A 20,355-nucleotide genomic window follows, 5' to 3' on the forward strand; every position below is an offset into this window, starting at 1 on the left:
ACTATGGTGAAGTAGTTATATATTTATCAATATACAAACCTGTATTAATAAAAAATCAAGACGAGGTACACTTAATCATTCTGACTCGACATGAATTACTCAATAACTTTTTAAGATAATGAATCTGACCTTGTTCTGAAGGTTGTTCCAATGATTTTTTTATTAACGCTTGCTCTGACTCAACAAAATTTTGCAAAACAACGTGTATTGCATCATCAATTTGTTGTCTTAATGAAAGAATATTATCCTCATTACTATTTTTAATAATAAGATTATTTAAATCAATAATATCTAAATTGATATTTCTACTTTTAAGTTCTTGTGCTAATTTATATGTAAGTTTTCGTTCTATCTTTAAACGAGAATGTAATTTCTTTGTAGATTGCAACATCGCGTAAAAGGCAATTGCAGTACCTAATAAACTTAGTATAGCAGGAAGAATGGTGATTAAATTCATTAACGTGAACTCCCATTATTAAAGTTCCAATAAGGCATACATTCAACAACATGTTTGTTATAGCGTTCACAAGTATGAATGCTGAATATTAGAACAATAGTAGTAATTGAACTTATTTTTACTAAAGGTAAAGTCTCTGTTGTATTACTAAGAATAAAACCAAAGGCCATAGAAAAAAGTATACTAATAAAAAAGCAAAGGGAAAAAATAGCTTTATTTCTAGAAGATAAGCCAATAGATATCGAGTACATTGAAGCTGTAATAGTCAGAGTGGCGTCTGATGGATATCCTTGCATTTTCCATGTTTCCAAGAAAAGAGGTAACAAAGGAATTAACATGTGAAGAATAATACATGTAAGAAATTCTGTGTTCTCCTCACTTAATCCTTTAATTGCTTTTAATTCTTTCTTTTTCATAATATTTAACCAAGACTATTTGGTTGAATATTACAGTAAATTTCCACATGAAAAAATACTAGAAAAAGTAAAAATACATTTTTTAGCAGGATACAAGCATACTATTTATTATAAATATAATTAAGCCATTAAACTAAAATAATCTTCCTTAATTCTTTTTTTATATCCTCTTCAAACCATGTACTATTATCAATAATAACTATACTTTCAGTTTTATCTGCTAAAATAATTTCTGTATTAATATTTCTCTTATTTAATAATATCTGTATATGTTGTAAAAAACGGCGTTTACCAGTAAACCAATTTCTATTAATGGTAAGTAATTTAATAGTGTCGGTATATCCGCATCCTAGACATTGTTTTAAATTAAGTAATGCAATTTTGTTTTCTTTAGAAAAAGTAGGGCGAAGAAGATAAAACTGACTGCCAGCAGTTTGGGTATCATAAATATCTTGCAGAAAATCCTCGACGCTTTCTCCACTGGCAATGATATCAATTCTACCTGTCAAGGTATCCACTAAATAGGCATTTACACCAACATAACAATGCTCTAGTTGATTATAAATAACATAATGCTCAGAGTTACAACGAATTATCCAAAAATCTTGTTTAGGCGATAACTCACAAGAATAAATAGCAAATCTCTCACCACAAGGTGATGAATGACAGTGATTAAGAACGATACCTTGTGCTTGTTGTGAGCTGATCATTTTAGTTTATAAACCACCTAATTACACATGGATCAAATAAGAATTTGACTAAGTTTGTATTGGCTTATGTCTGTGTTATAACCATAGAATATTAGTGTTAAGAAGTAAATTAGTGAAAAAGTAACAATAAGGAGATAAGGACATCATGCATAATGAGATATTAAAAAAATTACCGCAAATAGAGCAAGAGCATCAAGTTAAATTACTTTATGTTGCAGAAAGTGGTAGCCGAGCTTGGGGATTTGCCTCAACAGATAGTGATTATGATGTGAGAGGTATTTTTATACGCCCTCGCAATGCGTATCTTTCTATCGATAAACCTAAAGAAACCTTTGAATGGATAGAAAACAGTTGGTTTGATGTTGGCGCTTGGGATATTACCAAAGCACTGCATTTATTACGTAAATCGAACTGTATATTATTAGAGTGGCTTCAATCACCGATAATTTATCAAGAATATCCTAATGTTCAAAAGGAGTTATTTGAGCTTGCAAAACTCTTTTATCAACCCAAAGTGATTGTTCATCATTATCGAGGAATTGCTAAAGTTGTGAGTGGATATTCTCCTGAAAATAACTCAAAGAATGAGATTAGTGTAGAGCCAATAAAATTAAAAAAATGGTTCTATCTATTACGTTCTCTTTTATCTGCTTATTGGACAGTAAAAACGGGCGACATTCCGCCTATGGAGTTGGATAAGCTGATAAAAATCTTAACTGTTGAAGAACAAAAAGCTATCAAAGAGCTAGTAGAATTTAAATCAGACAAAGATGAGCATTTTACTTGGACTCCAACGGGTGTGATGCAACATTTAGTGATTTTTTTATGGCAAGAGACAAATGTTCAATTAGCAAAAAGAACAGTACCAGATAATGATATTTTAAATAATTGGTTTAGGAAGAAATTAGATGAAACTGACTATTGAAGATATAAAACCTTACCTTTTATTTGAGAGTATCGCTGGAAGTCGTTCACATAATCTTGCGACGGAAACATCAGATACAGATATTAAGGGGGTATTCTATCTCCCTAAAGATCTTTTTTATGGGTTGGAATACATGCCGCAAGTCAGTAATGAAACCAATGATATCGTTTATTATGAACTTGGGCGATTTATAGAACTATTGTGTGCATCTAATCCTAATATTTTAGAACTACTTAACTCACCTGAACATGTGGTTATTTATCGACACCCTTTAATATCATTAATAAAACCAGAATGGTTTTTATCTAAAGCTTGTGTCCAAACATTTGTGCACTATGCACAAGGTCAGATCAAGAAAGCTCAAGGGTTAAACAAAAAAATAGTAAATCCAGTCGAAAAAAAATTAAAAACTATTCTCGACTTTTGTTATGTAATTGAAGACGGGAAAACAATATTAATCAATACTTGGTTAGAAAATCGATATTGGAAACAAGAGCATATTGGATTAACAAAACTCGCTCATGCTCAAGATATTTATGCAATTTATTATGATGATAAAGCGACTTATCAAGGAATAATAAAAAAAGAAAATGCTAATGATGTATTGCTAAGCAGTATTTCTAAAACAGCAAAACTAGAGGGTTATCTTAGTTTTAATAAAGAAGGTTATAGTGCATATCGCAAGCAATATCATGAATATTGGCAGTGGGTTGAGCAACGTAATGATGTTCGTTATCAACAAAATATCGATCATGGGCGAAGTTACGATAGTAAAAATATGATGCATACCTTTAGATTGCTCTATATTGCATTAGGGATCGCACAAGAAGGTAAAGTGAAAGTATGGTGTGATAATAGAGATGAATTATTAGCAATTAAAGCCGGTCAGTTTAGTTATGATGAATTATTAGAGCGTAGTAAAACGCTTATCAAGAATATTGAGAATGCATTTCAATTAAGTACATTGCCTGATGAAATTGAGTCTTCAATCGCAGAAGTTGCACTTATAAATATAAGAAAAGAGCTTTATAAATAGTGGGAAAATAAACTAGCCTAGAAAACTAATATCCCTTACGTAATGTAAGGGATATGCTATTTTTAATATTTTAATTATACGAACTAAATACAAAAATATTTATTAAATAGCGTTGGCATATGACTATATTAATTGCTTACAAGATACTCTGGATAAGCATCTGTTAACTTCATATAGATACGTTTATGCTCTGCTTTCTTTCTGAGATCCTGTTTTAAACAGACTTTAGCGGTGTTTTTTAACTCAGCAGGTACATTTTCAGCGTTTGTAGAGGCAATAATGGAAAAACGCACTTTCTTTTTAGACCGACTTAAATTATAAGGTAAACCTAAAATACGTCTTGCGACTCTGTTTGTTTTCACAACTCACTCCTTTTTTCATGTAATTTAGAGAAAGCCTGTTTATTATAACAGAAAATAAAAAGAATAAACTGTTGGTAAGTTTATTAATTTAGCATTAAAGGCTATTTTACCTATATATTTAAAATATATTCATACCAATAAAATAAATATTTTTATATTCCTTATTTAATTAACCATCTGTATTGTTATTGGTTGAAATTAAAATTTCCTTTATTATAAAGTATATTTAAAATACCTGTATTAATTTAGAATAAGAAATTTAATTTAACATTAACAATAAGTTACTTGTCTCATAATTGAGATGGTATAAGATGGTTTTATTTACAATTTATTATCATTTTATTGAAAAAACATTAGAAAAAAAGATCTCACTAAAAATTTAACATAGTTTTAATTTAATGATGTATGGAGCCAATTAAGATAACCTTTAAAACCATTTTCAATCGGTATTATAATGACTTCAGGAGTATCATAAGGGTGTATTTCGACAAGAGTATCAATTAAGTTTTGCTGTTTGCTCTTTTCGGATTTTATCATCATAAGTATCTCATTATCTTCAATAATTTCATTATTCCAACGATAAATAGATTTAACTTTTGGTATTAAATTTACACAAGCAGCAAGTTTCTCATTGATGAGGTAGTGAGCAATTTCATTAGCGATTGTTTCATTTGGTGCTGTTGAGTATGCAATTATCATTATTTTTCCTTTTAAAATTAATTTAATTTTTCATAGTAACAATAAGGTTGGGTGATTTTAATTTTATCAAAATAAAACTTTTTAAAACTTAAAGCTAATATTTTTATTTTTAGCGAAATAAAACAGTATTTTCAAAAAAAACTTTCTCGATACGAACTGTTTACGGCATTATTAAGGGCTTTTTACGTATTATAAGGTTCTTGTAGTAAAGAAAAATATCAGGGTGCCGATATTATTGGTAGATTAATGAAATGTATCTATTTGTGTTATAAGGCTTAATTTTTTCAACGGTATTTTTATCTTCAATAATATCTCTAATATAAAATAAACTAATTAGTCATCAGATTTATAAAAATTTGTGGGGTTTAAAATGGATAATAATTCGCTAAAAAACGCGAGTTTATTTGATAATGATCCCGTTCTCTATGCTGCATGGCTTTACTATCAGGACGGACTCAGCCAAAGTGAAGTTGCAAATATAATGGGTGTTTCTCGTGTCACTGTAGTGAAATATTTGCATCTAGCTAGAGAAAAAGGATTCGTAAATATTAACTTGGATTCATCAGTATTTTCTACGATTGATTATGCCATAAGAATAAAAGCAAAATTCGATCTTAATAATGTGCTTATTTTACCTGATGAAGAAAAGAATAAATCGCAACACACTTTAAATATGAACAGAGAAAGATTAGCGAAAGCAGGAGCGATGTATCTTTCTCAGATAATTAATGACGATGATATTTTAGGTGTTGCTTGGGGACGAACAATTTATAAGTTAGGCAATTACCTTCCACCCAAATCATTAAAAAACATCACAGTACTACAAATGATAGGTGCAGTAGCGCCACAGCCTGATTTTAAAACAACCGAAGCAGCTGCGTTAATCGCAAACAAGTTATCAGGGTGCAGTATTAATTTGCATGTACCTGCGGTGGTGTCTAGCGCACGTCTAGCAATGGAACTTCAAGCGGAGCCTATTATTAGACGTAATTTTTCAGCGCTAAATCAGTGTAATAAAGCTCTGTTTGTTGTGGGTAATACATGTGATGACAATCCTCTGGTAACAACAGGGGTTTTAACGAGCAGTGAAATGGCTCAATATCGTGATTTGGGTGCTGTGGGCGTAATTTGCGGGCGTTTTTATGATGCGCAAGGTAATCCTTTGGTTTCTGATATTGACCTCAGAATAATGGGAATAAGCCTTGCTCAATTAAGACAAATAACACAGCGACTTTTTATTGCTGGTGGTGTGGAAAATATTCAGGCAACAATAGGGGCGATAAAAGGAGGTTATGCCACTGATATTGTGATTGATGAAGTGACTGCGCTGGCATTATTAGAGTTAGATAATTAGTCATAAAATCCTCGTGAGAGCGAGGATTTGTCGGAAAAACACTATTTTAAGATCTATCTATCTCTGATAAAAATAAAATATTTGAAGCATTTATTTTGATCAGTTTCTTTTGTAGAGCTTACACATAAAGAAAAAGATAAAAATGATAAGTTGTTAACATTTTTCTCTTTTTTTATATGCGCCTCTTGCCTTAAACAGTTATATCATTCATTATATAAAAAATTATATAACGATAATTAGGATCACTACTTTATGAAACGCCAATTGCTTGCTGGTTTGGGACTAGCATTAGGACTAATTTGTCATAATACATTTGCCGCAGAGCTTCACCTTTATGCAGGAGCAGGGTTAAAACAACCCGTAGAGCAAGTTGTGAGTGTATTTGAAAAAGAGACTGGAAATAAAGTGACTATTGAATATGGCGGTTCAGGTCAAATATTAACTCGCTTTAATTTAACTAAGCAGGGAGATTTATTCTTTCCTGGTTCACAAGATTATGTGGAAAAGTTAGATAAAGAAGGGCAAGTTGTTAATCAATATTCTATTGTTCGCCATATTCCAGTTATTGCTGTGCGTAAAGATAAAGTGGGTGATATTAAAACACTAGAAGATCTTGCGAATAGTTCATTAAAACTAGGAATGGGTGATGCTAAAGCTATCGCATTAGGCAAAAGTGGCGAGCAACTCATTGATGCATCAGGTCAAGGTGATAAATTACGTGATAAAGTTGTTGTGCGCACTGCAACGATTAAACAATTGCTTATGTATTTATTAAATGGGGAAGTGGATGCCGCCATTATTGGATATGCAGATGCAATGAAAAACCAAGATAAACTTGTATTACTTCCAGTTCCTGAAGGCAGCCCAGAAGAAGTGGCAACACTTGCTGTTTTAAAAACATCAGCAAATCCAAAAGAAGCACAATTACTTGCTGATTATTTTACTCGCGCTGAAGGGATAAAGGCTTTTACTGATTATGGTTTTCTTCCTGTAATTTCGAAACCATAGATTTTTTTCTCACATAAATTGTGTTTTTTCGCCACCAACTCACTGGTGGCTTTTTTCATTATTACAGCAAAATAAATATCTATCTTAAAAAAGGAAATAACGTGTTTCGATGGGCATTAATTCCACTTTTTTTATTGTTATTTCTGATTTTAGGATCGCTAATTGCATTAATATGTCAGCTTTCTTATGTTGAATTAAGGCAAGTTATTACCGATCCTGAATTCCATTTTGCTATTGGTATGTCACTTAGTACAGCGTTAACTTCTTTATGTCTAGCTATTATCCTAGGTGTGCCCGCTGCATGGGCGATGGCAAGAATTCCTTTTAGAGGACATCGTTTTATTGATGCATTATTAGATTTGCCTTTGGTGACTCCTCCATTAGTTATCGGTATCGGATTATTATTATTGTTAGGAAACCAAGGGCCTTTAACAGGTATTTTCCCTGAATTATCTCGCTCTCTTTTTTCACCACTAGGTATTATTATTGCTCAAACTTATGTCGCTAGTGCGATTATTATGAGAAATAGTCTCTCTGCTTTTAAGTCTGTTGATCCTGCTTATATTCAAACTGCACAAAATCTAGGATTAACGCCAACAAAAACATTTTTTCTGATAGAGATCCCACTGTGTTGGCCTGCTTTAATGAGTGGAAGTATTATTGCGTTTTCTCGAGCCTTAGGTGAATTTGGCGCTACGTTAATGTTAGCTGGTGCAACAAGATTAAAAACAGAAACGTTACCTATGGCAATTTATTTAAATATCGCTAGCGGAGACTTCACTCTGGCGATAGGTTGTGCACTTGTTCTTATCGCTATCGCGATTACTTTATTATTTGCGTTACATCGTTTGCAGCGAGAAAGGAAAAGATCATGTTAGAAATTCGTTCATTAACAACGGGCATATTAAAAGATGTTTCGCTGAACGTAGAAAAAGGAACATGTTTAGGAATAAGTGGCACATCTGGAAGTGGTAAAACAACGCTTTTAAATGCAATTGCTGGATATACTTCATACTCTGGTGATATCTACCTTGCAGATAAAAATATCAATGAACAGCCAGTGTGGTTACGTTCTTGCCGATATTTAAATCAACGGCTTTATTTATTTCCGTTTATGACAGTGACACAAAATTTATGGTTAGCGCAATATGGTGCAAAACAGAAACGAAGCAAGGAGAGAGAAAAGGCGATATTAGAGCAGATGGGAATTGCACATCTCGCTACACGTTATCCTCATCAAATTTCAGGAGGAGAGCAACAGCGCGTTGCATTGGCGAGAGCCCTTATTAGCCAACCCAAACTTTTACTACTGGATGAACCTTTTTCGAGTTTGGATTGGGAAACACGTTATCAGCTTTGGGATTTAATTGATTCCTTAAAATCTAAGGAAATAACGATGATCATGGTTACTCATGAGCCTCGTGAAATCAGAGCGTTAGCAGATAAAACGGTTTTATTGTCTAAAGGACAAGTTGTTACTGAAAACTCAATACTATGAAATTATTGTCTTACTTATTGATTACCAAGCCATTACTGACCAATGAATAATACGTCCCATAATTTTTACAGAATCAGTTTCTGCTGATTCATCAGGAAATTCGTCTTTATTATAGCTACGTATAATCAATTTGCCGCCGGGTTGACGATAGAGCAGTTTTATTCTGAATAAGGCATCTTGTTCGATAGCATAAATACCACCATCAACAATACGTGTGTTACCTGTATCGACAGTGACCGTTGAACCATTTGGAATAACAGGTGACATACTATCGCCATAAACAGAAAAGCAAATAACGTTCTGAGAAGATGCGCCATAACGGCGTAATGTGCTTTTTGAAAATCTCAATTTATATCCATTATGATCTTCGTTAGTACAACAACCGTCACCCGCTGCGAGTTCGATACTTTTAAAATAGGGAATTTCCACTTCATCAGCACCTAAAGGGGTATTACTATCCCATTCACTCACTGGTTGCCATTCATTCTCTGGTGGAATTTCAGAATTCGCATTGGTTTGTTCTTCACCTTCAAGTAACCAAGCTAAATCACAATTTAGTGCTTTTGCTAATTCAGGTAAAAAACGGGGACGCTTAGTTTTACCACTTTCTAGCTGTTCTATGGATTGCTGTGTTGTACTTGCTAAAGTAGCAAGTTCTGATTGTGTTAAACCTAACGCAATGCGTTTATCTTTGGTACGTTTCGCAATAGACATTAGTGACTCCTAATACGTGTCCTTACATATTCAAGTACAAAGAGTATATCGTAAAAAGAAAACAAATTAAATTGTATTTTATCTTAATCATAAAATTAAGAATAAATTAATTACTTAATTTTGAAAACGTCATCTGCACTATCTGGTGGGGTGAGATAAGGGTTTTCATCAGTAACTTCAGGATCTCTCAAGACTTCTCCACAGAAAATAATAAGGTCCGGTCTTTTTTGTTTTAAGTAGTTAAGTCGTGTTGTGCATTCATCTTTAGTATAAATTGTTTCTGTAACAGGAACTGCATCACAAGAATCATTTCCACAAGGACTTACCAACAACACATAACCGACCAGCATGAGCTGTGAAGTAAACATAAAATATCCTTTTAACTATTCATGTTTGGTCATCGAAATCAGACCGCTAGATTACCTATTTGTTGATAAAAAAGCAGTTTCTATTTGTCTTAAATAGCATTAATGATGCAAAAAGGTGTATGTGATCACAATTTTTCTAGTGTTTATTTGTATTTTTTCGTAATGTGTTATAGGCAAATCACCTAAATATTAGGCAATAATACGTGATGACATATTGTGAAAACAAATAGAATTGTTTTTTAGTCTATTTGATTGTTGTAATGTTGTTATTTGTAATATTAAATTGATACTTTCTATGAAATATTAATTTAAATGATGTTTGTTAATTAGATAAATTAAGGTGAAATGCATTATATTTAGCAAAAATTAAAGTAGTTACAGCAATAAATAGAGAATAATTTTATTTTAGGATTATTATAAAAGTAATAAAATTTATTCTTATTAATGTTTGCTCTTAATTATCTTCTTAAAAAGAAAGTTAAAGATTTAAAAAGAGATAACTTTTTCTTTATCTATTGATTATAAAGGATAAACGATAAATTATTTTCATTATGTAACTAGTAAGATCCTTGTGATAATTAGAGTTACTCTTTTTATGATACGTTGCAAAACTAATTAAATATCATTTAATCTCTACCTGTAAATAACGAGTGATATAAAAATATGCCGAAATTTATTTTTTATCACGTATAATTTATCGATAGGAAAGGCTAAGTTAGCTCTCTTTATTGAATTAATTTTAAATAATGTATTTGCTATCTTATATTTTAATATAGGAAATATTTTATATAAGATTTTTTTGGTCAAAATAACTTTTTATGGTGATGGTGAATTATGTTAAAGAAAATTGTGAGTTCTCTGTTTTTAATATTTACAGTCATGGCATTATCAGCTTGTGGTGATAAAACAGATGATCCAGGGCAAGCTGCCGTTGCATTTGTCGAAGCTATTGCAGAAGGAAATGGGGATAAAGCAATAGCATTAATCCATTTAGGTGAAATGGAAAAAGATCCAAGAGTTGAGCAATTTAATAGCAAATTTAAAATGATTGTTGCGGAAACAGGGAAACAAGTTAAAGAGCAAGGCGGTTTAAGCAAGGTAGAAATTGTTAGCGTTGAATATAGCGAAGATAAAAAGAGCGCAATTGTGACATTAAAAACAGTCTTAAAAGATGGTGTTGAGAAAACAAAAGCACAAGAAATGATTAATGTTGATGGTAAATGGAAAGTTGCCTTTAAGTGATTGTTCGCATATTTAATATTGTAGCTTTATTCTTAGCGGGTGCATTTTATGCACTCGCTTTACCTCATGACTTAAGAAATGGTGATTTAGTTTTTCGGGATGGGGATGAAGTTATTAGTGAGATAATTAAACAAGTCGATAAAAGCGGGTTTAGCCACGTAGGTATGCTGTGGATCTCTGATAATGGTATTCAAGTGATCCATTCTACACCTAGTGAACATAGTAATATAAAAGATGGTGTGACTGTGGATAGTCTTGAATTTTTCATTAGTCGAGCAAAACCTAATTCAGTTCGTTTTTATCAAGTGAAAGGAAGTGAAGAAGCAAGAAAGATTGCGGTGCAAACTGCATTAAAACGAGTAGGTGAAAATTTTAGTATTCAACCGGGGCAAGGTGTTTATTGCACTGAACTAGTTGCTACTGCATGGTTAAAAGCAGGGGTTTCTATTTCTACTGGTACTCGAAAATTAGATATGCCATTTATTTCAGATAACCCACTTATTTTTCCTGAAAATCTGATTAATTCTGAAAATATTATCGAATATCCCCAGTAACACTTATTTTTGTCATCTTTTAATAAGTCTTAACCAAAAAAAATAAATAACATTAATTTTCTAGCTCTTTGGAAAACTTACAGGTAGTATCTGTCTAAATTTATTTTCCTCTCTCTTTTGATTATTTAGGTCGTTGTTATGTAATACGCATTGAGGCACTGAAGGAATAGTGCAAATACAGAAAAATTAACTTACCGAATTTCGCTTTAAATTTGGTAGAACTTCTGTTACTTAATGAGTATTAAATAATGAATAATCAATCACAAAAATATGATAGAACCTATCACTATCCTTTTTCACCAGGCACAACAAACGACGATCGTATAAATGCGCAATGGTGGCAGGATATTTGCCAAATAAAACAACTTATCCATACAGAAAAACTGGATGGAGAAAATAATTGCCTAAATAAAATGGGTGTTTTTGCACGCTCGCATGCAACCCCGACTCAATCAGCGTGGACATCTCAATTGCGTCAACGTTGGCAAATGATAAAAAACGATTTAGGTGAGTTAGATATTTTCGGTGAAAATCTATATGCCATTCATTCTATTGAATATGCACACTTAGAAGAATATTTCTATGTGTTTGCGGTTCGTTATAAAGATAAATGGCTAAGTTGGGAAGAAGTGCAGTTTTATGCTTCTCTTTTTGATCTGCCAACTGTGCCAGAAATTAAACTGCCGGAATGTCAGGATAAAAATGATTTTGAAAATATGATTGTTTCACAAGCCAAGCAGGCAAGTTTTTTTCAATCACAAGATGTTTTAACGCAAAAATCAAGCCCAATGGAAGGCATAGTTACACGAGATGCTCAGTCGTTTTCTTTAGATGATTTTTCACATCGTGTTTTTAAATATGTTAGAAAAGACCATGTTAAAACAGATGTTCATTGGAAAAAAAATTGGCGACGAGCCCCTTTAATTTGGGAAAAAACACAGGAGTTTCAATGATGCTTCATAAGAAATTACACACTGAAATGTCATGGGAACACCTTTGTGAACTGTATGATGAAATTAGTGATATGGCAGGTGTTATACAAGATCCTATTCATCATGCAGAAGGTGATGTGGCGGTACATACACAAAGAGTAATCAATTCAGTTAAATCATTGCCAGAATATAAAACATTAACTGAAAGAGAGCAGCAAATTTTATGGATCTCGGCACTTCTTCATGATGTAGAAAAACGTTCTACAACACGAGAAGAAGAGGGACGGATTGTTTCACCGGGTCATGCACGCAAAGGTGAATTAACAACGCGTCTTTTTCTATATGAAAAAGTGCCTTTAAGTTTTGCAGATAGAGAGCAGATCGCGGCTTTAGTTCGTTTTCATGGATTACCGCTGTGGGTGATGGATAAACCCGATCCTAAAAAAGCACTGCTTGCTGCATCATTAAGAGTAGATTGCTATTTATTGGCATTATTGGCTAAAGCTGATGTTTTAGGGCGAGATTGTGAAGATGAGCAGGCACTTTTTGATAAAATTGCGTTATTTACACTTTATTGTGAAGAGCTAAATTGTTGGCGTAAAGTCGCTCCATTTCCTTCAGATGATGCTCGTTTTCACTATTTTTATACAGAGAATAGTACAGATTGTAATTATGAGCCTTATCCTGAAAAAGGTAGTGAGGTTACGGTGTTATGTGGATTACCGGGGATGGGAAAAGATACCTTTATTCGCCAACATTGTGCAGATATTCCGATTGTGAGTTTAGATGATCTCCGTCGCCAGCATAATATTAAACCTGATAATAGGGATGCTAATGGTTGGATAGCACAGCAAGCAAAAGAGCAAGCTCGTATTTATTTACGAGAGCATAAACCTTTTGTTTGGAATGCCACCAATATTACACGAAAAATGCGAGATCAACTTATCTCTTTGTTTTATCGTTATAATGCAAAAGTCACCTTGGTTTATATTGAAGTTCCTTATGCACAATGGCGGAGGCAAAATAATGCAAGAAATGAAGCTGTGCCGGCTAAAGTAATGGAACGTATGTTGAGTAAATTGGAAGTACCTACACCAGAAGAAGCACATAAAGTGATTTATTGGATTGAAGGGCAATCTCAGAGCATACTTTAATTATCTGACGGATCTAGGTGAAATGATAAGTCAGTTATAAAAATAAAGTGAGGGTTACTTATAAAAATAAGTAACCCTTTTTTATTTATTGAGTGGGGTTAATTTGCAGGTAAAACAACGTACTAAATTTATTTTTTAACGTGATGAATAATATCGAAATAGGTATTACGATCATCAGCATTTGGATAAATACGATAGGTATACTCGTCATTTTTAACTGTGATATTTTCTACATCTCGGGTGAATAGTGTTTTACCTTCAGTATCTTTGGCAACTAAGGTACGTAATTTACCATCATCTGACATTGACCAGTCGCCTTGCATTTTTTGTTTACCTTCTGGTGTAAACATAATAAATGTGCCATTCGGGTAGTATTCAGCAATGCCAAAATAATTGCTTACTTGTGTATTATCTGAACTTGTTTTATTACCTTTTTCATCGACCGCATCTGTAGTTACCCAGACTTTTTCTATCATGATTTTCTCATAGTCATTCAGCTCTTTTTGAGCCTGAATAACGCTTTGAGTTTGAATATTGGTAGATGATGTTGAACTCTCTGCGGCAAAAAGAGAAAAGCTAGCGCTTAATAATGAGATTGCGATAAGTGATTTTATTTTCATTGATATATCCTTATTTTTCGTTGTGTTTTTTGTCAGGAGTTTATGTTGTGTCTGACGATATGAATAAACTTAAATATAAAATAGGCAAAGTGCGAGGAAAGAAGTGTGTCTAAATGTTTCTGATGAAAAGACTTTTTGACAAAAATAAAAGGTTTAAAATATCGATATATTTATTTTTATTGAAGTTATTATCTGCATTTATTCTTATTCTAGATGTAATTACTGTGAATGAAGTGGTTAAAAAAACAAATCATATTTATAGATAGTATAGAAAATAGATAAAAACCATTCTTGATTTACAATATGAACTCAAAGATTGACTTACAGATGAACTAAATAGACAAAGTTGATGGCATTTTTATCTAACTAAATGTTACTTGGATCACAAAAATGAAAGATGAAAACTGAGTGTGTTTTAAGCATTGCTTTTGCATTACTTAAGTAATTTGCGTTCTTTGGTAAATGGGTATCGTTTTCCTTAGTATTTAATGATTAGAATTTCTTTATAGTAAATACGGACTAAAAATTAAAGATGATAAAAATAATTAATGCATTGCTCGATTCAATTAGATTGTATTTTATTTAAGCATTATTACGGTTATTTTACAGAAATATAAAATGTTTTTTTGTAATGTCTTATTTATAAAAGTAAATTTTATTCTTGCATGTAAAATTTTAATATTATTCTCTGTGGATAGCTAAAAACTAATATTAAATTTATTTATACTAAATAAGTTAAAGTTACGTTATTTAATGATCCTATTTTTTATAAAAAAAGAATAAATCTCAAATTTATTTATTAAATAATCTTACGATTATCATTGTTTATTTCTGTTTATTTTTGTTTTTTATTTTTGTATTTCTGCTTTTTTTTGCTTTTAATAAATAACATATGATTGTAATCACAATCCCATAACAACTAATAAACTAAAGTTGTTGCCATAGAGGTAACATTAAATGAAAGCAGAACGTCATAAGAAAATAATTAATCTGATCAAGGGTAATGGTGCAGTAAAAGTTTCTGTTTTGGCTAAAGAACTTGATGTTACCAAAGAAACAATACGATCAGATTTAAATACACTAGCAGAAAAGGGAATTATAAAAAGATGCCATGGTGGCGCTTTTATAGAATTTGAAACATTAGACAAAGTAGCTAAGAAAGAAATTATACAATTTTTGGAATGTAATGATCAAATTGATAAAAACGATTTAGCAAACAAGACAGCAATAAATAAGGTGTGCGTACTGGGTTCATTTAATGTTGATATGATTAGCTATCTTCCTAGATTGCCAGAAGCCGGGGAATCCTTATTATCGAATAAATTTATCTTCTCACCGGGAGGTAAAGGCTGTAACCAAGCACTGGCTGCGAGTTATGCCGATGCACAGGTCCATTTTATTACTAAGATAGGCACTGATCAATTTAGTGATTATGCAGTTAATTTTATATCGTCATCAAGAATAAAAACATCAACGATATATCAAACTGAAAATTACCAAACAGGAACAGCTTCTATTTTTGTTTCGGAAGAGAGTGGAGAGAATATTATTTCTATTTACTCTGGTTCTAATATGGATATTTCTGCTGATGAAGTAAAAATACAGAAAGATAAAATTATTGATGCAGATATCATTTTACTACAATTAGAAACGAATATTGAAGCATTAAAAGAAATTATTGCTATTGGAAACGAGAATAATATTCCTATTATTCTTAATCCAGCACCGTATAACAAAATAGTTAATGAATTACTTCCAATGATAGATGTATTAACACCTAATGAAACGGAAGCAAGTTTATTATCTGGAATAGAAGTACTCGATTTAGAATCTGCAAAAAATGCTGCAGTTTCTATTTATCAACAAGGCGTAAATAAGGTGGTTATTACGCTAGGTAGTAAAGGTTCGTTAGCTTATGACGGATATAAGTATATTTACTCGCCGGCATATCCGGCAGTAGTAAAAAATACAGCAGGGGCAGGTGATGCTTTTAATGGTGCGCTCGCTGCCTCGTTGGCAAAAGGAAAGCAGTTTTCTTATGCGTTACGCTATGCATCAGCTTTTTCATCATTAGCTGTTGAGACGAGTAATGCTTCAGAAATGCCTGAAGATATTAATGTCATGCATCGCATCAATCAAACAACATATTCACAGATTGTCACCCAATCCCCTGAATAAATAATCTTTTTTGAAAGAGGAATAAAAATGAAAATCTTATTTATTGGTGAGTCATGGCACATTCATATGATCCACTCCAAAGGCTACGACAGTTTCACTTCCAGCAAATATGAAGAAGGTTCAACGTTCTTATTAAGTTGCTTAAGAGAAAAGGGTGTTGAAGTTGATTATATGCCTGCTCATACCGTTCAGGTTGCATTCCCACAAACAGCCGAAGCATTGGCTAAATACGATGTCATTGTTATTAGTGACATTGGTGCAAATACGTTCCTTCTGCAAAACGATACTTTCTATAACATGAAAGTTATTCCTAACGCATTAGGGTTAATTAAAGAATTCGTGGTTAATGGCGGTGGCTTATTAATGATTGGTGGTTACCTGTCATTTATGGGTATTGAAGCTAAAGCAAACTACAAAAATACATTACTTGCAGAAGTTCTGCCTGTTGAAATGCTGGATGGTGATGATCGTGTTGAAGCCCCTGAAGGTGTATTTGCAAGTGCTGTGAATGCTGAGCATGCATCAGTAAAAGGTTTTGGTGAGTGGCCAATGTTCCTTGGCTATAACAAAGTTTCAGCTAAAGAGAATACAGAAACGGTATTAAACATTGGTGAAGATCCATTACTGGTATTTGGTCAGTTCGAAAAAGGAAAAACAGGCTGCTTTATGAGTGACTGTTCTCCTCACTGGGGTAGCAAAGAGTTTTTAGCATGGCCTCATTATGCAGATATGTGGGTCAACATTCTTAAACAGATCGCCCGTTAATTTGAATTAAGAATAACTGTCATAAAAAGTAAAAAAGCGCAGAGTTGCCGCTCTGCGCTAATAAAAAACCGATTACTTGAAAAATAAAAAAAGAAATCACTCATAGCCAATAATCCAAAAGGAACATCTTATGAGTACAAAAAATTTATCAACACCATTGCTGATGTTAGCAACTGTGTTAGCAGGTATGCTATCACCAATGCAGTCTGCGGTGAATGGGCAGTTAGGGCATGTTTTAAAAGATGGTAACGCCAGCGCCGTTATCTCTTTTGCCAGTGGTTTAGTGGTGATGTTTTTTATCATCATGTCGAAAAAACAGTATCGCCAGCAATTTGCTTCAATTCCAAGTTTAATTAAAACGCGCAAAATTCCATTATGGAACTGGTTTGCGGGTCTTTGTGGGGCAATGGTTGTTTTCTCTGAAGGGGCTTCTGCGAGCGCATTAGGGATTGCAACATTCCAAACAGCATTAATCTCAGCACTTTTATTATCAGGCCTATTATGTGACCGCTTTGGTGTTGGCGTAGATGAGAAAAAATACTTCACGCCATATCGTGTATTAGGTGCAGTGTTAGCCGTTGTTGCAACTTTATTTGTGGTTTCTCCACAATGGCACTCAACCTCATTTATTTATTTAGCAATCTTACCGTTCCTTGCAGGTTTATTAGCCGGTTGGCAGCCAGCAGGTAACTCTAAAGTTGCAGAAGCAACAGGTTCTATGATGGTGTCTATCACTTGGAACTTTATTGTTGGCTTCACTGTTTTAACCATTGCTCTTATTGTTCGTATGGCATTAGGTCATATCACTCTTGAATTACCAGGTACTTGGTGGATGTATTTAGGCGGTCCTTTAGGACTCATGTCTATCGCATTAATGGCTATTTTAGTTCGTGGTTTAGGCTTACTGATGTTAGGTGTTGCTTCAACAGCGGGTCAATTATTAGGCTCTGTATTAATTGACTTATTATTACCTTCATTAGGCAATACTGTTTATTTAGTGACAATCATCGGTACATTATTTGCGTTAGTGGGTGCGATTGTAACCACAATCCCTGAATTCAGAGCCACTAAGTCAGCAAAAGCGTAGGAGTATCGTAATGAAAGGTTATATTCAAACCGTAACTGGCCCCGTGAAAAAAGAAGATATGGGATTAACATTGCCCCATGAACACCTCTTTAATGATCTCTCAGGTGTTGTTGATGAACCTTTTTATGAATTCTCGCATGTGTTAGTTGATAAAAAAGTGAGTGCAGATATTCAGTGGGGACTTAAATACGATCCATATTGCTGTTGCGATAATATGGATAAAAAACCAATCGAAGATGTTATTTTTGAATTAAATAACTTCAAAGAGTTAGGTGGAAGAACAATTGTTGATGCAACTGGCTCTTCATCTATTGGACGTGATATTAGAAAACTAAGACAAGTTGCAGAAATAACAGGTATTAACGTTGTAGCTTCTTCTGGGCTTTATATTGAGAAGTTTGAAGGAGAACGACTGGCTGATGATATTGATGCAATGGCAAAAATCATTGATGATGAATTAAATGTAGGCATCGATGGTACTGATATTCGTGCTGGTATGATTGGTGAAATTGGTGTTTCTCCCTTCTTTACAGATGGCGAGAAAAATAGCTTAAGAGCGGCTGCCATTGCACAAAATAGTAATCCTCATGCATCGATGAATATTCATATGCCGGGTTGGCAACGTCGTGGTGATGAAGTTTTAGATATTCTATTAACAGAAATGGGATGCAATCCCGCTAAGATTTCATTGGCACACTCTGATCCATCAGGTAAAGATATTGATTATCAATGCAAAATGCTAGATCGTGGTGTTTGGCTTGAGTTCGATATGATTGGTCTTGATATCTCTTTCCCTAAAGAAGGGGCAGCACCAAGTGTTATGGATACCGTAGAAGCTGTCGCAACCTTAATTGAAAGAGGCTATGGTAGCCAAATCGTATTAAGTCATGATGTGTTCTTAAAACAGATGTGGGCAAAAAATGGAGGTAATGGTTGGGGATTTGTTCCTAATGTATTCCTTTCATTATTGGCTCAACGTGGCATTGATAAATCTATTATCAAGAAATTATGTGTTGAGAATCCAGCCAATTTATTGGCTTAAATCTGAAGTGAATAAATAACAATAAATATACCCCTTGAAATAAATTTGGCGGCACTTTAATCGAGTGCCGCTTTTTTTATGTCTCAAGGAAAAAAAGACAAATTAAGGTATTAACGTAAATGGTAATTCTCAATATAACGTAATGAATGTGTTGAACCATTAATTACTAAAGAGTGTGTTTGTAGGTATTGGGTTTGTTGATTAACACCCGATAAGAAATCACCGGCAGTAATTGCGGTTGCTGCAAACATAACATCTTGGTTACGAACTAATGTGTCTAATGACAGTTTGATATTTACATCAGTACCCATTTTATGACAACGAGCAATTTCAGAAACAGCATATTCTCTATTTTCTGCACTATTTCCTTTGGCAATATCACGAGTAATTAAGCGTGCTTGCATATCTCCGCCCAATGCCTTAGCAATAGCGGCACTAATAACGCCTTCAGGTGCTCCACCAATACCGTACATAACATCAATACTGTTATTAGGCATTGTGGCATATAAAGAGGCTAAAACATCACCATCAGGAAGTGTAATAACATTAATGCCTTTAGCGCGTAGATCTTTAATAATATCGTGGTGACGCGGTTTATCTAAAATAGCGAGCGTTAATTGCTCAATAGATTTATTTAATGTTTGTGCAATAGCATCAAGGTTATATTCGAGACAATGGTTAAGATCAATCACACCCGCAGCTTGCTTCCCAACAATTAATTTTTCCATATACATATCGGGAGCTTGTAAAAAACTACCCTCAAAGCCAGCGGCTAAAATTGCTAGGGAATTATTTTCGCCCGTTGCTACCATACGAGTACCGTCAATTGGGTCAACTGCAATTTCTATTTTATCGCCTTTCCCATTACCGACTTTCTCACCAATATAGAGCATAGGTGCTTCATCTATTTCACCTTCACCAATGACAATTTCACCATTGATATTTAGGCTATTTAAACGTTCACGCATGGCACTGACTGCTGCATCGTCTGCTGCGTTCTTATTTTGTTTTCCAATCCAAGGCATTGCTGCAATAGCTGCGGCTTCTGTGACAGAAGCGATAGCATTAGTTAGTTCGTCATTTAATTTCATATTATGAGTGTGTTTTGCGATATAAATGGAAGATTAAGATAGGTTATCGATCATACCTTTTTTTCGAAATTATGTGCTAGGTTTAAATCAAGAGTTCTCGAAATAGGTTATTTAGGAATAAACTAAGATAAATCTGTGAAAAT

At 33.4% G+C, this 20,355-nt stretch carries 23 protein-coding genes; 14 read left to right on the forward strand and 9 right to left on the reverse strand.

Annotation, left to right across the window (positions count from 1 at the left end; genetic code table 11):
- Positions 1-55: 55 nt before the first annotated feature.
- The 3 genes from AB4J89_RS02180 to AB4J89_RS02190 form a co-directional block, all read right to left on the reverse strand.
- Positions 56-457, reverse strand: coding sequence for a hypothetical protein (locus AB4J89_RS02180; protein ID WP_088495321.1), 402 nt, complete (start codon positions 455-457; stop codon positions 56-58).
- The gene (locus AB4J89_RS02185) at positions 457-873 is read right to left on the reverse strand and encodes a hypothetical protein (protein WP_368467922.1); all 417 of its coding nucleotides are present in this window, start codon (positions 871-873) and stop codon (positions 457-459) included. Before AB4J89_RS02185 ends, AB4J89_RS02180 begins: the two co-directional genes overlap by 1 nt.
- Positions 874-1,001: 128 nt before the next feature.
- Positions 1,002-1,583: a hypothetical protein gene (locus AB4J89_RS02190; RefSeq protein WP_088495323.1), complete on the reverse strand. Its 582-nt coding sequence runs from the start codon at positions 1,581-1,583 to the stop codon at positions 1,002-1,004.
- Between the two features lie 145 nt (positions 1,584-1,728).
- Between AB4J89_RS02190 and AB4J89_RS02195 the strand changes: the two genes are divergently transcribed.
- On the forward strand, positions 1,729-2,508 hold the full coding sequence (locus AB4J89_RS02195) for a nucleotidyltransferase domain-containing protein (RefSeq protein ID WP_088495324.1): 780 nt from the start codon (positions 1,729-1,731) through the stop codon (positions 2,506-2,508).
- Positions 2,492-3,544: a nucleotidyltransferase domain-containing protein gene (locus tag AB4J89_RS02200; RefSeq protein WP_088495325.1), complete on the forward strand. Its 1,053-nt coding sequence runs from the start codon at positions 2,492-2,494 to the stop codon at positions 3,542-3,544. Before AB4J89_RS02195 ends, AB4J89_RS02200 begins: the two co-directional genes overlap by 17 nt.
- A gap of 128 nt (positions 3,545-3,672) precedes the next feature.
- Here the strand turns inward: AB4J89_RS02200 and sra are convergent, their stop codons facing one another.
- A complete protein-coding gene (gene sra, locus AB4J89_RS02205; RefSeq protein ID WP_088495326.1) occupies positions 3,673-3,906 on the reverse strand; it encodes a stationary-phase-induced ribosome-associated protein in 234 nt (77 codons plus the stop codon).
- A 390-nt stretch (positions 3,907-4,296) separates the two neighbouring features.
- Entirely contained in the window at positions 4,297-4,605 is a 309-nt protein-coding gene (cutA, locus tag AB4J89_RS02210) for a divalent-cation tolerance protein CutA (RefSeq protein ID WP_088495327.1), read from the reverse strand.
- Between the two features lie 370 nt (positions 4,606-4,975).
- Between cutA and AB4J89_RS02215 the strand changes: the two genes are divergently transcribed.
- The 4 genes from AB4J89_RS02215 (at position 4,976) to AB4J89_RS02230 (ending at position 8,465) form a co-directional block, all read left to right on the forward strand.
- The gene (locus AB4J89_RS02215; RefSeq protein WP_075674265.1) at positions 4,976-5,959 is read left to right on the forward strand and encodes a sugar-binding transcriptional regulator; all 984 of its coding nucleotides are present in this window, start codon (positions 4,976-4,978) and stop codon (positions 5,957-5,959) included.
- A gap of 252 nt (positions 5,960-6,211) precedes the next feature.
- Entirely contained in the window at positions 6,212-6,967 is a 756-nt protein-coding gene (gene modA, locus AB4J89_RS02220; RefSeq protein WP_088495328.1) for a molybdate ABC transporter substrate-binding protein, read from the forward strand.
- 101 nt (positions 6,968-7,068) lie between these two features.
- Entirely contained in the window at positions 7,069-7,845 is a 777-nt protein-coding gene (locus tag AB4J89_RS02225) for an ABC transporter permease (RefSeq protein WP_088495329.1), read from the forward strand.
- Positions 7,839-8,465, forward strand: coding sequence for an ABC transporter ATP-binding protein (locus AB4J89_RS02230; protein ID WP_088495330.1), 627 nt, complete (start codon positions 7,839-7,841; stop codon positions 8,463-8,465). Before AB4J89_RS02225 ends, AB4J89_RS02230 begins: the two co-directional genes overlap by 7 nt.
- A 21-nt stretch (positions 8,466-8,486) precedes the next feature.
- On the opposite strand, the gene AB4J89_RS02235 is transcribed toward AB4J89_RS02230, so the two are convergent.
- Entirely contained in the window at positions 8,487-9,179 is a 693-nt protein-coding gene (locus tag AB4J89_RS02235) for a helix-turn-helix transcriptional regulator (protein ID WP_088495331.1), read from the reverse strand.
- Between the two features lie 110 nt (positions 9,180-9,289).
- Positions 9,290-9,547, reverse strand: a complete 258-nt coding sequence (locus tag AB4J89_RS02240) for a hypothetical protein (protein ID WP_006532995.1) — start codon at positions 9,545-9,547, stop codon at positions 9,290-9,292.
- A gap of 834 nt (positions 9,548-10,381) precedes the next feature.
- Between AB4J89_RS02240 and AB4J89_RS02245 the strand changes: the two genes are divergently transcribed.
- The 4 genes from AB4J89_RS02245 (at position 10,382) to AB4J89_RS02260 (ending at position 13,429) form a co-directional block, all read left to right on the forward strand.
- Complete coding sequence (locus tag AB4J89_RS02245) at positions 10,382-10,789, forward strand: DUF4878 domain-containing protein (protein ID WP_311754931.1); 408 nt, start codon at positions 10,382-10,384, stop codon at positions 10,787-10,789.
- Positions 10,786-11,343 (forward strand): YiiX/YebB-like N1pC/P60 family cysteine hydrolase, encoded by a 558-nt coding sequence (locus AB4J89_RS02250; protein ID WP_088495332.1) that lies wholly within the window; start codon positions 10,786-10,788, stop codon positions 11,341-11,343. Before AB4J89_RS02245 ends, AB4J89_RS02250 begins: the two co-directional genes overlap by 4 nt.
- A 248-nt stretch (positions 11,344-11,591) precedes the next feature.
- Entirely contained in the window at positions 11,592-12,296 is a 705-nt protein-coding gene (locus tag AB4J89_RS02255; protein WP_088495333.1) for an RNA ligase family protein, read from the forward strand.
- Positions 12,293-13,429 (forward strand): AAA family ATPase, encoded by a 1,137-nt coding sequence (locus AB4J89_RS02260; RefSeq protein ID WP_368467923.1) that lies wholly within the window; start codon positions 12,293-12,295, stop codon positions 13,427-13,429. Before AB4J89_RS02255 ends, AB4J89_RS02260 begins: the two co-directional genes overlap by 4 nt.
- Before the next feature lie 128 nt (positions 13,430-13,557).
- Here AB4J89_RS02260 and AB4J89_RS02265 read toward each other — a convergent pair whose 3' ends face one another.
- Positions 13,558-14,049: a DUF4822 domain-containing protein gene (locus AB4J89_RS02265; RefSeq protein ID WP_088495335.1), complete on the reverse strand. Its 492-nt coding sequence runs from the start codon at positions 14,047-14,049 to the stop codon at positions 13,558-13,560.
- Positions 14,050-15,006: 957 nt separating this feature from the next.
- Here AB4J89_RS02265 and AB4J89_RS02270 point away from each other — a divergent pair.
- The 4 genes from AB4J89_RS02270 to AB4J89_RS02285 all read left to right on the forward strand — a co-directional run bounded on the left by AB4J89_RS02270 (position 15,007) and on the right by AB4J89_RS02285 (position 19,121).
- Positions 15,007-16,227, forward strand: a complete 1,221-nt coding sequence (locus AB4J89_RS02270) for a PfkB family carbohydrate kinase (protein WP_023581937.1) — start codon at positions 15,007-15,009, stop codon at positions 16,225-16,227.
- A 27-nt stretch (positions 16,228-16,254) separates the two neighbouring features.
- On the forward strand, positions 16,255-16,992 hold the full coding sequence (locus AB4J89_RS02275; RefSeq protein WP_006532984.1) for a glutamine amidotransferase: 738 nt from the start codon (positions 16,255-16,257) through the stop codon (positions 16,990-16,992).
- A gap of 130 nt (positions 16,993-17,122) precedes the next feature.
- On the forward strand, positions 17,123-18,079 hold the full coding sequence (locus AB4J89_RS02280) for a DMT family transporter (RefSeq protein ID WP_075674018.1): 957 nt from the start codon (positions 17,123-17,125) through the stop codon (positions 18,077-18,079).
- 10 nt (positions 18,080-18,089) lie between these two features.
- Positions 18,090-19,121, forward strand: coding sequence for a methylphosphonate esterase (locus AB4J89_RS02285; RefSeq protein WP_075674019.1), 1,032 nt, complete (start codon positions 18,090-18,092; stop codon positions 19,119-19,121).
- A 110-nt stretch (positions 19,122-19,231) separates the two neighbouring features.
- Here the strand turns inward: AB4J89_RS02285 and glpX are convergent, their stop codons facing one another.
- On the reverse strand, positions 19,232-20,212 hold the full coding sequence (glpX, locus tag AB4J89_RS02290) for a class II fructose-bisphosphatase (protein ID WP_088495336.1): 981 nt from the start codon (positions 20,210-20,212) through the stop codon (positions 19,232-19,234).
- Between the last annotated feature and the right edge of the window lie 143 nt (positions 20,213-20,355).

This window comes from Proteus sp. STS61-E (assembly GCF_040932335.1).
Lineage (GTDB): Bacteria > Pseudomonadota > Gammaproteobacteria > Enterobacterales > Enterobacteriaceae > Proteus > Proteus mirabilis_B.

Excerpts from the sequence above, each read along its gene's own strand:
- AB4J89_RS02180 (WP_088495321.1), bottom strand. The coding sequence starts at position 457 with ATGAATTTAATCACCATTCTTCCTGCTATACTAAGTTTATTAGGTACT.
- AB4J89_RS02185 (WP_368467922.1), bottom strand. The coding sequence starts at position 873 with ATGAAAAAGAAAGAATTAAAAGCAATTAAAGGATTAAGTGAGGAGAAC.
- AB4J89_RS02190 (WP_088495323.1), bottom strand. The coding sequence starts at position 1,583 with ATGATCAGCTCACAACAAGCACAAGGTATCGTTCTTAATCACTGTCAT.
- AB4J89_RS02195 (WP_088495324.1), top strand. The coding sequence starts at position 1,729 with ATGCATAATGAGATATTAAAAAAATTACCGCAAATAGAGCAAGAGCAT.
- AB4J89_RS02200 (WP_088495325.1), top strand. The coding sequence starts at position 2,492 with ATGAAACTGACTATTGAAGATATAAAACCTTACCTTTTATTTGAGAGT.
- cutA (WP_088495327.1), bottom strand. The coding sequence starts at position 4,605 with ATGATAATTGCATACTCAACAGCACCAAATGAAACAATCGCTAATGAA.
- AB4J89_RS02215 (WP_075674265.1), top strand. The coding sequence starts at position 4,976 with ATGGATAATAATTCGCTAAAAAACGCGAGTTTATTTGATAATGATCCC.
- modA (WP_088495328.1), top strand. The coding sequence starts at position 6,212 with ATGAAACGCCAATTGCTTGCTGGTTTGGGACTAGCATTAGGACTAATT.
- AB4J89_RS02230 (WP_088495330.1), top strand. The coding sequence starts at position 7,839 with ATGTTAGAAATTCGTTCATTAACAACGGGCATATTAAAAGATGTTTCG.
- AB4J89_RS02235 (WP_088495331.1), bottom strand. The coding sequence starts at position 9,179 with ATGTCTATTGCGAAACGTACCAAAGATAAACGCATTGCGTTAGGTTTA.
- AB4J89_RS02240 (WP_006532995.1), bottom strand. The coding sequence starts at position 9,547 with ATGTTTACTTCACAGCTCATGCTGGTCGGTTATGTGTTGTTGGTAAGT.
- AB4J89_RS02245 (WP_311754931.1), top strand. The coding sequence starts at position 10,382 with ATGTTAAAGAAAATTGTGAGTTCTCTGTTTTTAATATTTACAGTCATG.
- AB4J89_RS02255 (WP_088495333.1), top strand. The coding sequence starts at position 11,592 with ATGAATAATCAATCACAAAAATATGATAGAACCTATCACTATCCTTTT.
- AB4J89_RS02260 (WP_368467923.1), top strand. The coding sequence starts at position 12,293 with ATGATGCTTCATAAGAAATTACACACTGAAATGTCATGGGAACACCTT.
- AB4J89_RS02265 (WP_088495335.1), bottom strand. The coding sequence starts at position 14,049 with ATGAAAATAAAATCACTTATCGCAATCTCATTATTAAGCGCTAGCTTT.
- AB4J89_RS02270 (WP_023581937.1), top strand. The coding sequence starts at position 15,007 with ATGAAAGCAGAACGTCATAAGAAAATAATTAATCTGATCAAGGGTAAT.
- AB4J89_RS02275 (WP_006532984.1), top strand. The coding sequence starts at position 16,255 with ATGAAAATCTTATTTATTGGTGAGTCATGGCACATTCATATGATCCAC.
- AB4J89_RS02280 (WP_075674018.1), top strand. The coding sequence starts at position 17,123 with ATGAGTACAAAAAATTTATCAACACCATTGCTGATGTTAGCAACTGTG.
- AB4J89_RS02285 (WP_075674019.1), top strand. The coding sequence starts at position 18,090 with ATGAAAGGTTATATTCAAACCGTAACTGGCCCCGTGAAAAAAGAAGAT.
- glpX (WP_088495336.1), bottom strand. The coding sequence starts at position 20,212 with ATGAAATTAAATGACGAACTAACTAATGCTATCGCTTCTGTCACAGAA.